Genomic DNA, 12608 nt, shown 5'->3' with positions numbered 1-12608 from the left:
CCTGTGTCTGTGTGTGTGAAGGGGATTCAGCGCGAGGCCCGGCGCCCGCGGCGCGCGGCCACGCCCACGGCGGCCAGGCCGGCCAGCATCAGCGCGTAGGTTTCGGGTTCCGGCACGGCCGAGATCGTGAACACCAGGTTGTCGGCATAGCCGTCGTTGTCACCGCTGACCAGCCTCTGCATCGTCAGGTTGAAGGTGACCGAGGTGGTGCCGGTGGGCACCCAGCCGCTGGCCTGCTGCAGGAACAGGCCCGTGGTGTTGTTGCGGTCGGCCGGCGTCACCGGGCCCAGCGCCGCTTCACCGATCATCTGGTTGGCCGCGTTCTGGAAGGTCACCCACAGCATCGGGTTGTCGCCCTGGTTGGTCCAGCCGCCCAGGTAGCCCGAGACCTGGAAGCTCACCTGGCCGGCGTTGATGGCGGCAGCATTGGTGCTCAGGTCCACCGTCTGCCAGCCGCCGGCGTAGGGCACGCCGCTGCCGCCGACGAACAGGTTGTTGCCGCGGTCGGCGGGCCCGGGCTGGCTGGGCATCACCCAGTTGGGGCCGTAGTCCACCGCGCTGAACAGCGGCGTGTTGGCATAGGTCTGCCAGCCGGCCGTGCCCAGTTCGGCGTCGCCGTTGAAGATCAGGTTGGTGTCGTAGGCAGCGGCCTGGGCCGTGCCAGCGGTGGCGGCCAGCCATGCGGCGGCCGCGACCAGGGCGGTCGTGTACTTCATGTGATTACCCTCTTGGCGTTGCTGTGGATGCGTCAGGGTCGGCGCCGCACGCCAGCGGTCGAGCCTCCGCCCTGCTTCTTGTTATGTGGGGCTTGCCCGTCATGCATTACGTTATCCAGCGAATGTGACGGACATAAGAACGTCTAGACGACCATCACCTGCTGGCACGCCTTGCGCAGCGGTGCCAGCCCCGGCAGCTCGCGCGCCTTGGCATCGGTGATGACGATGTCGATGTCGGCTGGCCGCGCATAAGCCACGCGGCTGGTCTGGCCGATCTTGCTGTGGTCGGCCAGGATCACCACCTGCTGGGCCTGCGCCGCCATCGCGCGGGCAATGGCGGCTTCGTGGTGCTCGAAGCTCATCGCGCCCTGGCGGGCATGCAGGCCCACCGGCGACAGCAGGGCCACGTCGGCACGCAGGCGGTGGATCTCGTGCACGGTGTCGGCGCCGTGCGTGGCCTGGGTCTTGGCGTCGATCTCGCCGCCCAGCAGCAGCGTGCGGTTGCCGGCGTCCCGGCCTTCCTGCAGCTGCGCCAGCTTCAGCGCGATGGTCAGCGAGTTGGTGATGAACACCATCCCGCTCAGGCTGCCCAGCTCCTCGGCCAGGATGGCATTGGTGCTGCCGGTGTCCAGGAACAGCGTCTGCCCTGGCCGCAGCAGCGCCACCGCGGCCTTGGCGATGGCCCGCTTTTCTTTCTGTCGGGCGGCCAGCCGCACCGCCATCGGCGGCTCGGGCGCGGCGTCCAGCGCCACCGCGCCGCCGTGCACCCGCCGCAGCTCGCCCAGCTCTTCCAGTTGCACCAGGTCGCGGCGCACCGTTTCGCGCGAGACGTCGAGGTCGGTCGCGATGCGCTCGACGCTGACGCGCGAGAAGGTGGCCAGCAGGCTGCGGATGCGCAGGAAACGTTCTTCTTGAAGCATGGTGGTGTGCGCGTGGGGTGGTGCGGCAGGGCGCTAGTGTCGGCGTGTGGCGAGGTGCAGCAGCAACGCCATCGTGCCCACCAGCGCCATGATGCAGGTGGAAAACGCCGCCGCCTGCGAGGTGAAGCCCGCTTCGTCCAGCCGCATCACCGTGACCGCGCCCACCGACAGAGAAGGCGTGATCAGGAAGATGACGGCCGACAGCGTGACCATCGAGCGCATGAAGAGGAACACCGCCACCGCCAGCAGCGTGGTGCGCATGGCCGGCAGGTACACGTCGGCCAGCACGCGGCCGGTGCCGCCGCCCAGCACCTGGGTGGCGTCTTCCAGCGCGGCGGGCACGGTGCGCATGCCGGTGCTCACGGTGACGAAGCCTTGCGTGTGGTAGTGGTAGTAGTTGCACAGCGCCAGCAGCAGCGCGGTGCCGTACAGCGCACCCCAGGGCAGGTTGGCGGTGTTGAACGTGAACACGTAGGCCAGGCCCAGCACCAGCCCCGGCACCGCCACCGGCAGCGCGCTGAGCAGCCGCGCCAGCGCCGCCGCACGGCCCGGCAGCCGCTGCACGCCGAAGGCCAGCATGAACAGCAGCGCCGTGCCCAGCCCGGCCGCCAGCAGCGACACCCACACCGAAGTCCACAGCGGCGCATAACCGCCGGCGATGTCGATGTCGTAGTGCTTGAGCGTCAGGTCCAGCTTGTAGGGCCACAGCCGGATGAAGCTGGCCACCACCACCGTCACCACCACCGCGTAGATGCTGCCGATGCTCAGCAGCATGGCGGCGAAGAAGGCGCTGTCGCGCGCCGGACGGCGCTGCGGCACCGGCGGCTGCGCCGATTCAGCGCCCACGCCGGCCTGGCGCCGCGCGGCCAGGTGCTCGATGAACACGGACAGCGCCGCCGGCACCAGCAGCACGATGCCCACCACCGCGCCCAGGCCGAACTTCATCTGCCCGCTCACCTGGTTGTAGATCTCGGTGGCCAGCACCGGGAAGTTGCCGCCGATGACCACCGCGTTGCCGAAGTCGGTGATGGTGATGGTGAACACCACGAAGGCCGCGCTCAACAGGCCATAGCGCACGCCGGGCAGCGTGATGTCGACGAATTGCCGCCAGGGGCTGGCGCCCAGCATCTCGGCGGCTTCGTACTGGCGGGCGTCGCCATGGCGCAGCGCCGCCCGCAGGATCAGCACCGCCTGCGGCAGCGCATACAGCACGTCGGCGGCCAGCAGGCCCCAGAAGCCGTACACGTCGGGCCGCATGCCCAGCATCTTGCCCACGATGCCGTTGCGCCCCAGCAGGAAGATGAGGCCCAGGCCCAGCACCAGCGAAGGCGCCAGCATCGGCAGCGCCAGGCCGATGGCCGCGAAGCGCTTGCCCGGCATGCAGGTGCGCTCCAGCCCGAAGGCCAGCACGAAGCCCAGCACCAGCACCACCACCGTGGTGGCCGCGCCCAGCAGCAGGCTGTTGCCCAGCGCCCGCCACACGCCGGGCGTGTCCAGCAGCGCGGCGTAGTTGCCCAGACCGACGCCGCCGCCGTCCTGCAGCAGGCTGCGCCAGCCGATGCCCAGCATCGGCATGCCGAAGAACATCAGCAGCGCCAGCAGCGGCAGGCCCAGGCAGGCGCGCAGCAGCCAGCGGTCGGCCGGGCGCATGGGCAGCCGTGCGGCGCTCATGCTTTCACCCAGCGGCCATCGGCCGCGGCGATGTGCAGCGGCACCGTCTGGCCCAGGGCCAGCGGCAGCGTGCTGCTGGCCTCGGCCAGCAGCTCGATGTCCTGCCAGCGGGCGCGCACCCGCTGGATGCTGCCCAGAAAGCCGATGTCGGTGACCATGGCCTGCAGCGCGCCGGCCGGGGCTTCGGGCTGCAGCCGCACCCGCTCGGGCCGCAGGCACAGCAGGGCCTGCTCGGCGGCCAGGCCTTCGGGCAGGGGCGGCAGCTGCGGCAGCAGCCGCTGCGCCTGCGCCGGCGGCAGCAGGTTGCTGTGGCCCATGAAGTCGGCCACGAAGCGGGTGCGTGGCGCCTCGTACAAGGCCTGCGGTGCGCCCTGCTGCTCGATGCGGCCCTGGTTCATGCAGACGATGGTGTCGGCCATCTGCATCGCCTCTTCCTGGTCGTGCGTCACCATCAGCGTCGGGATGCCCAGGCTGCGCTGCACCTCGCGCAGCTCGCGCCGCAGGTCGGCGCGCACCCGCGCATCCAGCGCGGACAGCGGCTCGTCCAGCAGCAGCAGCGAGGGGTTGACCGCCAGCGCCCGCGCGATGGCCACCCGCTGCTGCTGGCCGCCCGAGAGCTCACCCGGGTAGCGCTGGCCGAAGGCCTGCAGCTTGACCATGGCCAGCAGCTCGTTCACCCGCTGCGTGATGGCCGTGCCGCCCTGCCCGCGGATGCGCAGGCCGTAGCCCACATTGTCGGCCACCGTCATGTGCGGAAACAGCGAGTACGACTGGAACACGATGCCGAACCCACGGTCGCGCGCCGGCAGCCCGGCCAGGTCGCGGCCCTGCAGGCTGATGCTGCCGCCATCGGCGGCCATCAGGCCGGCGATGATGCGCAGCAGCGTGGTCTTGCCGCAGCCGCTGGGGCCCAGCAGGCACACGAACTCGCTGCTGCCCACGTCCAGGTCGATGCGCTCCAGCGCCACCTGGCCGTCGAAGCTCTTGTGCAGGTTGCGGATCTGCAGTGCCATGGCTGCGTGCGCCTCAGCGGCCGATGGTCTTCTGCCAGGTGGCCAGGATGCTTTCGCGGTCCTTGGCCGACTGGGCAAAGTCCATCGGGTACAGCAGCTTGCCCAGGTCGGCGGGCAGGCCGGCCGCCTTGGCCGCCTTGGATTGCGGCGCGCCGGGCAGCGTGACGATTTCCTTGTACTTGCCGTACAGCGCGGTGGCGCCGGGCGACAGCGTCCAGTCGAGGAAGCGCTTGGCATCGGCCGGGTTGCGGGCCTTGGCCATCAGGCCCGAGGCTTCCAGCTCGTAGCCGGCGCCGTCGCTGGGGATCACCATCTTCACCGGGTAGCCTTCGTCCACCGACTGCATCGCGGCAAAGGCCAGCGAGGTGCCGATGCCGAATTCACCCGCGCGTGCTGCCTTGCAAGGCCGCGAGCCCGACTTGATGTACTGGGCCACGTTGCCGTCCAGCGCCTTCAGGTACTGCCAGCCATCCTTGCTGCCCTTGGACTGCAGCAGCGCCGCGATCTGCAGGTAGCCGGTGCCGGAGGACACCGGGTTGGGCATCACCACCTCGCCCTTGTAGATGGGGTTGGCCAGGTCCTTCCAGCTGGTGGGCACCGGCAGGTTCTTGGCCTTGAGCACCTCGGTATTGACGCAGAAGGCCGCCATGTAGCCGGTGGTGGCGAACCACTTGCCGTCGGCCGCCTTGTCGGCGGGCTTGAGCTTGTCACTGCCCTGCGGCGCATAGGGCGCCAGCAGCGCGGTGATGCGCGGATCCAGCATGTTGGTGAGCGCCCAGCCCCAGATCACGTCGTGCTGCGGGTTGGCGGCCTCGGCCAGGATGCGGGCCCCCAGGTCGCCGGTGGACAGGCGCAGCACCTTCACGTCCACGTCGGGCAGGTCTTTCTTGGCGGCGGCCACGTAGTCCTTGATCTCGTCTTCCTCCAGCGCGGTGTAGACGGTGATGGTGCCGGCATGGGCGGCCAGGCCGGCCAGCGACAGCAGCAGGGCGGGGATGGTGGAATGCAGCTTCGGGAACGTGGGGGCGCGCATGGTGGTTCTCCGCGGGACTGTTGTTTTGTGAGGTTGTGGGTTTGTGCAAATCTGTGGATTTGGCAACAATCACCACAAGCACCATCCGTGCCACAAGACTGCACCAAGTTGACAAGGAGCCTTTGCATGTCCACGCCCCCTCTGATCTCGATCGCCGGCCGCCTGGCCGACGTGGCCGCGGGGCATTCGCTGCCGCTGTTCCGCACCTCGCTGGCGGTGGACCTGAAGGCCGATGCCAGCCCGGTGACGCTGGCCGACCGCGAGGCGGAAGCCGCGATGCGCACGCTGCTGCGGGCGGAGCTGCCTGATCACGGCATCCTGGGCGAAGAGCACGGCCGCGAGCGGCTGGACGCGCCTCATGTGTGGGTGCTCGACCCCATCGATGGCACCAAGAGCTTCATCACCGGTTCGCCCTTGTGGGGCACGCTGATCGCGCTGATGCACCAAGGCCGTGTGCAGCTGGGCCTGGTGGACATGCCGGTGCTCAAGGAGCGCTGGGTGGGCGTGGTGGGCGAAGGCGCCTGGTGCAACGGCCAGCCGGTGCGCGTGAGCGGCTGCACCGCGCTGGCGCAGGCCCGCATCTTCACCACTTCACCCGACGTGTTCAGCGCGGATGAATGGCCGCGCTTCGATGCGCTGAGCCGGCACTGTGCGCTGCGCCGCTTTGGCGGTGACTGCTACAGCTATGCGCAGCTGGCCGGCGGCACCGTCGACCTGGTGGTGGAAGCCAGCCTGCAGCCCTACGACTACCTGGCCGTGGCCGGCCTGGTGCAAGCCGCGGGCGGCGTGATGACCGACTGGCAGGGCCGGCCGTTGACGATGGACTCCGACGGTCGCGTGGTGGCGGCGGCCACGCCGGCGCTGCACCAGGCGGCGTTGGCGATGCTGGCCGGCTGAGCCCCAGCGCGCCGGCAGCGAGTGGCGTCAATGCTGCGGCTGCCAGCCGGCCAGCAGCTTTTCCAGCGCCGCTGCATCACGCTCGCGCATGCGGGCATGCAGGCGGATCTGCTCGGCCTGGCGGCCGGCGGTCAGCGCGCCGCCCTTGCCCACCAGGCGGGCCTGGTCGTCGACCAGGGCCTGGGCCTGGGCCGGCTGCACGAAGCGCGAGGCCGAGCCCGGCAGCAGGTACTGCCGGCCCTGCATGCCGGACAGCTTCTCGTAGTCGGCCCAGTGGTCCAGCACGTGGCGGTAGGCCACCTCGCCCAGCGGGCCCAGGTCGCCCGCCATCGACGGGATGGCCGACGACACATTGGGTGAGGTGACGCCCGACAGCGCGGCGCTGAGCAACCGGCGCAGTTGCGCCTCGTCGGTGGTCGAGGCCAGGGCCCGCGCATAGGTCCAGCGGTCCTCGTCGCTGTCGGCCTGCTGCAGCCGCTGCAGCAGCTGCGCAAAACGCTCGCCATCGGCCTGCGCACCCACCGCGCCGATCACGCCGCTGCGGATGGCCGCGGGCAGCGGCTCGCGGCCGGCCACGTCGGCATCAAAGCGCTGGCGGGCCTCGGCCAGCACTTGCGCGTCACCGAACATGGCCAGCTGGCGGATCAATTGGTTGCGCAGCGCCCGGGGCTCGGAGCCTTCGCCCTCGGCCGCTGACCAGCCCAGCCGCGCCAGCTCGGGGGCCAGCAAGGCGCGTGCAGCCTCGCGCAGCGGGGCCTGCACCGGCAGGCCGGCCATCACCGCGTCCAGCTGCTGCAGCCCGCGCATGGCCATGCCCAGCAGGGCGGCGCGGCTGTCGTCCTGCACCTGCGGCGTGGCGGCCAGCAGCTCGAACCAGCCGGCCAGCGGCGTGGCGCCGGTGCGGGCCAGGGCCAGTGCATCGGCCATCACCGTCACCCGGTCGGCCGGCGCCAGCGCGGGCAAGGCGCGGGCCAGCGCCTTGAGCTGCGCCGGGCCGTACTGCACGCGGTAGAAGCCGCGGCCACCGGCGTTGGCCACCAGCGGCTCGTCGCTGCAGCCGGGCAGGCGCAGCGTGCGCCGGGGCTGGTCCAGCATCACCGTCTGCACCTGGTCGCCGCGCGCCAGCCGCACCGGGATGTGCCAGGTGCGCTGCATGCGGTCGGCCGCGCCGGTGACGAAGCGGCGCTGCGACAGCGTGACCTCGGTCTGGCCGGCGGCGCAGCGGCTGGCCACCTGCACCACCGGAAAGCCGCGCTGGTCGGTCCAGCTGGCGGCCACGCGGCGCACGTCGCGCCCGGCCGCCTGGCCGATGTGGTGCCACAGGTCGCCGGCGGTGGCATTGCTGTACTGGCGGTCGGCCATGTAGGTGGCCAGGCCCTTCTGGAACACCTGGGGGCCCAGCCACTGCTCGATCATCGACAGCACCGCGCCGCCCTTGGCATAGGTGATGTTGTCGAACACGTCCCAGATGGCGTGCTCGTCCACTCGGCCCGAGCGGATGGCCCGCGTGGCCTGGCCGCTGTCCTCGTCCATCGCCTCTTCCACCCAGCCGCGCTCGCGCAGCCGCACCTGCCACTCAGGGTGGAAGTGGTCGGAGGCGCGGGTGGCCATCCAGGTGGCGAAGGCTTCGTTCAGCCAGATCTCTTCCCACGAGGCGGCGGTGACCAGGTTGCCGAACCACTGGTGCGCGATTTCGTGGGCCAGCAGGTTGAACACGCGGCGCTGGGTGTCCGGGTTGCTGCGCGCGGGGTCGAACAGCAGGCCGCTTTCGGCGTAGGAGATCAGGCCCCAGTCCTCCATCGCGCCCCAGCGGGTGCTGGGCACCGCATGCTGGTCCAGCTTGGGCAGCGCGTAGGGCACGCCGAAGTAGTCGGCATAGTGGCCCATCAGCTGCTCGGTGGCCTGCAACGCGAAGCGGGCCTGCTCACGCTTGCCCGGCGCGGTGAGGATGCGCAGCGGCAGCGTGCCGGCGCTGCCTTCCAGCAGGTCGAAGCGGCCGATGGTGAAGGCCAGCAGGTAGCTGGGCATCGGCGGCGTGGGCGCAAAACGGTACAGCACGCGGCCGTCGGCCTCGGGCACCTGTGATTGCAGCGGCATGTTGGCCACCACCTGCTGGCCGGCAGGCGCGCGCACGCTCAGCTCGAACACGGCGCGGAACACCGGCTCGTCGAACGAGGGCAGCACGCTGCGGGCGTAGATGGCTTCCAGCTGCGTGGCCAGGGTGCGCGCCAGCGGTGCATCGGGCGCGGCGGTGATGTCGCGGTACTCGGCGCGGTACAGGCCCTGGCCCGTCTTCTGCACCACGCCGGTGTAATCGATCTCGATGCGCTGGCTGCCCGCGGCGATGGGCTTGCCGTCTTCCGGCACCAGGCGCCAGGTCTGGCGCGCCTCATCGGGCAGCACCTTCATCGGGCGCAGGCCGCTGGCGTCGTTCAGCATCGCGCCGGTGGCCTGCAGCTGGTGCGCGTTGAGCACGATGGCGTCCGTGGGCTTGCGCACGTCCACCACGATGGTCACCTCACCACGGAAGTCGTCGCGCGCCGGGTCGGCCTCGATCAGCAGCTGGTAGTGCGTGGGCACCACCTGCTTGCTCAGGCGGCCGGGCGTGGCCGCGAAGTCGAAGCGGGCCTGGGCCTGCGCGGGTGGCGCAGCGCCCAGCCCGCCTAGCGTGGCCAGGGCCAGCAGGCAGGCGGCATACAGCGCATGGCGGCGCCGGTGGAAGAAGGGCCGCAGCGGCGGCGTGGCAAGGCGGGTGCGGGCGGCAACGGCAGACGTCATCGCGATTCCTGGATCAAGGGGCAAGGTGCGGTCCACTTTAGCGGCCCCCTGCACCTTGGCTGTCCCTAGTCCGGCAGCCGTGACCTCTGTTCACAACTTCCCCTCCGTCGGGCGTGTGTGCATCCGGCCCTTGGGGGATGTGGCCGCCCACTGGGCTGGACACCATGGCGCATTGGGCGATGGTCGCGGAGGCGAGCGTGATCAAGGTGAACCAGTTGCAGTCGGCGGCGCAGGCCCAGCGGCTGGCCCAGCGCATCGACATGGCGGGCGTGTGCGTGGGCGATGCGCCCCCGTGCGTGAGCCTGGCGCAGGCCCTGGCCATCCGCGCGGCGGTGCCCGACCTGCCGCTGGCCGTGGCGCTGGCCGACTGGCGGCAGCACACGCCGCAGCAGATCGACGCGCTGGTGCAGGACCTGGGTGCCAGCCATTTCGAGTTCACGCCGGCGGACGTGGCCAAGGCGCCCGACTTTGCCGACGACCTGGCGCGGCTGCAGGCCATCCGCTGCCCCAAGGTGGCCAACGGCTTCTTCCTGCTGGCCGACGACCTGTCGTTCATCGACGACGAGGCGCCGTACCAAGCGCTGCAGCAGGTTGGCGTCGCCTGGTTCCAGTTCGAGATCGACTCGGCCCTGGACCCGAACGCCAAGCTGTCGCAGGCCAGCTTGCAGCGGGTGGATACCTTCCTGGCCGGCCTGCCGGTGCTGGTGGGCGACCGCCTGCAGCAACTGGCGGGCTACCCGCTGGCAGCGGCCAGGGGATTCTTCTTCGACCTGGCGGTGCCCAAGGCAGCGCACAACGACGACAAGGCGCAGCACAGCTGGGCCGAGTCGCAGCTGATGCGGCTGCTGCCCACGCGCTGAGGCGCCCCAGGCGCGGCCGATACACTGCGGCGCGCCTGACTGTGCGCCCTGACTCACCGAGCCATGACATCACCTGATTCACGCCTGTGCGGCCCCGCGATCGCCCTGGCGCTGAGCCTGCTGCTCGCCGCCTGCGCCAGCCCGCCGCCGGCCACGCCGCCGACCGACACGGTGCCGCCGCAATGGCAGGCCAGCTTGCCGCATGGCGGCAGCACCGCCGAGCTGGCCGGCTGGTGGCAGCGCTTCGACGACCCGCTGCTGCCGCGCCTGGTGGACCAGGCGCAGCAGCGCAACCCTACGCTGGCCCAGGCCGCGGCGCGCATCACCCAGGCCCGGGCCTCGGCCCGCATCGCCGGGGCGGCCTTGTCGCCGCAGCTCAATGCCAATGCTGGCGTGCAGCGTTCCAGCACCCAGCTGCCGCCCACGCCCGGCCAGCAGACCGCCGGCACCGCCACGCTCGACGCCAGCTGGGAGATCGACCTCTTCGGTTACAACCGCCAGAACCGCGCTGCCGCCGAGGCCCGCGCCGCCGGTGCCGATGCGCAGTGGCACAACGCCCGCGTGAGCCTGGCCGCCGAGGTGGCCAACACCTACGTGGGCCTGCGCGCCTGCGAGGCGGCGCTGGCCGTCTACCAGCAGGACGCGAAGTCCGCCGGCCAGACCAGCGACCTCACCGCCCGCCTGGTGCAGGCCGGCTTCCAGGCGCCGGCCAACGGCGCGCTGGCCCGCGCCACCGCCGCCGAGGCCAGCAACCGCGTGCGGGCGCAGCAGGCCGATTGCGACGTGCTCGTCAAGCAGCTGTCGGCCCTGGTGGTGGAGCCCGAGCCCGGCCTGCGCAGCCAGTTGGCCGAGGCGCAGGGCCGGCTGCCGCAGCCGCAAGGCTTCGAGGTGCCGGCCGTGCCCGCCCAGGTGCTGGCCCAGCGGCCCGACGTGGCCGCCGCCGAACGTGAGGTGGCCGCGGCCTCGGCCGACGTGGGCGCGGCCCAGGCCGACCGGCTGCCGCGCCTGTCGCTCACCGGCTCCATCGGCCGCGCGGCGGTGCGCGCCGGCGGTAACACCTTCAACGGCGACACCTGGAGCTTCGGCCCCGGGCTGCTGGCGCCGCTGATCGACGGCGGCCGCCGCAGCGCCGCGGTGGACGCGGCCCAGGCCCGGTACGAAGAAGCCGTGGCCGGCTGGCGTGCCCAGGTGCTGAGCGCCGCGCGCGAGGTGGAAGAGGCGCTGGTGCGGCTGCAGGCTGCCCAGCAGCGCGAAGAAGATGCCCGCCGCGCGTCGGCCGGTTATGCCGAGTTCCTGGCCGCGGCGCAGACGCAGTTCCAGGTGGGCACCGGCAGCCTGCTCGACCTGGAACAGGCCCGGCGCAACGCGCTGGTGGCCGATGCCAACCTGGTGCAGGTGCGGCGTGAGCGCGTGGCCGCCTGGCTGGCGCTTTACAAGGCGGTGGGCGGCGGCTGGCAGCCGGTGGCTGCGGCGCCCAACAACACGAGGGAAGCCAATTGATCCGGACGACGAACATGCACCGCCTGGCCCTGGCCACCACCGCGCTGGCGCTGCTGGCCACGCTGGCCGCCTGCGGCAAGAAGGAAGGCGGCCCCACCGACGCCACACCCGCCACCGCGGCTTCGGCGCCCGCCGGTGCGGCCTCGGCCGCCAAGGCGGCGCTCACCGTCACCGCCATCCAGCCGGCCACCGCCAGCTGGGCACGCACCCTCAGCGCCAACGGCAGCATCGCGCCCTGGCAGGAATCCATCGTCAGCGCCGAGCAGGGCGGCTACCGCCTGGCCGAGGTGCTGGTGAACGTGGGCGACCGCGTCAAGCGTGGCCAGGTGCTGGCCCGCATGGCGGTGGACACGGTGCAGGTGGAGCTGGCGCAGACGCGCGCCGCGCTGGCCGAGAGCGAGGCCACGCTGGCCGAGGCGCAGGCCAATGCCGAGCGCGCCCGCCAGCTGCAGACCACCGGCGCCATCAGCGCCCAGCAGATCAACCAGTACCTGACGGCCGAGAAGACCGCGCAGGCCCGGCTGCTGGCCCAGCGCGCCCGGCTGCAGAGCGACCAGCTGCGCCTGGCCAAGACCACCATCACCGCGCCCGACGATGGCGTGATCTCGGCCCGGCTGGCCACGGTGGGCGCGGTGGCCGGCAACGGCCAGGAGCTGTTCCGCCTGATCCGTGGCGGCCGGCTGGAGTGGCGCGCCGAGGTGACGGCGGCTGAACTCTCCCAGCTGCGCCCGGGCATGAAGGCCACGCTGCAGCTGCCCGATGGCAGCAGCACCGCCGGCACGGTGCGCATGGTGGCGCCCACCGTCGATGCGCAGACGCGCAACGGCCTGGTGTACGTGGACCTGAGCTCGGCGCAGGCCGGCGCCTCGTCCACCGTGCGCGCGGGCATGTTCTCGCGCGGCGAGTTCCAGCTGGGGGCCACGCCCGCGCTGGCGCTGCCGCAGGCGGCGGTGGCGCTGCGCGACGGCTTCCAGTACGTGTTCGCGCTGGAAAGCCAGGTCGGCGGCAACGACTGGCGCGTGCGCCAGCTGAAGGTGCAGCTGGGCCGCCGGCTGGGCGACCAGGTGGAAGTGCTGGGCGGCCTGGACGCCCAGGCCCGCGTGGTGGCCCAGGGCGTGGGCTTCCTCACCGACGGCGACATCGTCAGCGTGGTGAGCGCTGCACCGGCGCCGGCCGCCGCCGCGTCCCGCTGAGCCCACTCGTCTAGACAAGCAAGGTAG

At 71.7% G+C, this 12608-nt stretch carries 10 protein-coding genes; 4 read left to right on the top strand and 6 right to left on the bottom strand.

Translation table 11 applies throughout. The features are described 5' to 3' along the window. Window positions 1-26: 26 nt before the first annotated feature. The 5 genes from MW290_RS02320 to MW290_RS02300 all read right to left on the bottom strand — a co-directional run bounded on the left by MW290_RS02320 (window position 27) and on the right by MW290_RS02300 (window position 5353). Window positions 27-716, bottom strand: a complete 690-nt coding sequence (locus MW290_RS02320; protein WP_250195711.1) for a PEP-CTERM sorting domain-containing protein — start codon at window positions 714-716, stop codon at window positions 27-29. Between the two features lie 143 nt (window positions 717-859). Next, window positions 860-1636: a DeoR/GlpR family DNA-binding transcription regulator gene (locus MW290_RS02315; protein ID WP_250195710.1), complete on the bottom strand. Its 777-nt coding sequence runs from the start codon at window positions 1634-1636 to the stop codon at window positions 860-862. A gap of 33 nt (window positions 1637-1669) precedes the next feature. Then, complete coding sequence (locus MW290_RS02310; protein ID WP_250195709.1) at window positions 1670-3307, bottom strand: ABC transporter permease subunit; 1638 nt, start codon at window positions 3305-3307, stop codon at window positions 1670-1672. Next, entirely contained in the window at window positions 3304-4320 is a 1017-nt protein-coding gene (locus tag MW290_RS02305) for an ABC transporter ATP-binding protein (protein WP_250195708.1), read from the bottom strand. Before MW290_RS02305 ends, MW290_RS02310 begins: the two co-directional genes overlap by 4 nt. A 13-nt stretch (window positions 4321-4333) precedes the next feature. After that, window positions 4334-5353: an ABC transporter substrate-binding protein gene (locus tag MW290_RS02300; RefSeq protein ID WP_250195707.1), complete on the bottom strand. Its 1020-nt coding sequence runs from the start codon at window positions 5351-5353 to the stop codon at window positions 4334-4336. A 126-nt stretch (window positions 5354-5479) separates the two neighbouring features. On the opposite strand from MW290_RS02300, the gene hisN reads away from it, so the two are divergent. Beyond that, on the top strand, window positions 5480-6250 hold the full coding sequence (gene hisN / locus MW290_RS02295; protein WP_250195706.1) for a histidinol-phosphatase: 771 nt from the start codon (window positions 5480-5482) through the stop codon (window positions 6248-6250). A gap of 27 nt (window positions 6251-6277) precedes the next feature. Here the strand turns inward: hisN and MW290_RS02290 are convergent, their stop codons facing one another. Next, entirely contained in the window at window positions 6278-9028 is a 2751-nt protein-coding gene (locus tag MW290_RS02290) for a M1 family metallopeptidase (RefSeq protein WP_250195705.1), read from the bottom strand. Between the two features lie 137 nt (window positions 9029-9165). Here MW290_RS02290 and MW290_RS02285 point away from each other — a divergent pair, with 137 nt between their 5' ends. The 3 genes from MW290_RS02285 to MW290_RS02275 all read left to right on the top strand — a co-directional run bounded on the left by MW290_RS02285 (window position 9166) and on the right by MW290_RS02275 (window position 12581). After that, a complete protein-coding gene (locus tag MW290_RS02285) occupies window positions 9166-9888 on the top strand; it encodes a beta/alpha barrel domain-containing protein (RefSeq protein WP_250195704.1) in 723 nt (240 codons plus the stop codon). A 63-nt stretch (window positions 9889-9951) separates the two neighbouring features. Next, window positions 9952-11388, top strand: coding sequence for an efflux transporter outer membrane subunit (locus MW290_RS02280; protein ID WP_250195703.1), 1437 nt, complete (start codon window positions 9952-9954; stop codon window positions 11386-11388). A gap of 14 nt (window positions 11389-11402) precedes the next feature. Next, window positions 11403-12581, top strand: a complete 1179-nt coding sequence (locus MW290_RS02275) for an efflux RND transporter periplasmic adaptor subunit (protein WP_250195702.1) — start codon at window positions 11403-11405, stop codon at window positions 12579-12581. The last annotated feature ends 27 nt before the right edge of the window (window positions 12582-12608 follow it).

This window comes from Aquincola tertiaricarbonis (assembly GCF_023573145.1).
GTDB classification, from domain to species: domain Bacteria; phylum Pseudomonadota; class Gammaproteobacteria; order Burkholderiales; family Burkholderiaceae_C; genus Aquincola; species Aquincola tertiaricarbonis_B.
Note: the sequence above shows the minus strand (reverse complement) of the source record. Positions and strands in the feature narration are given on the sequence as shown.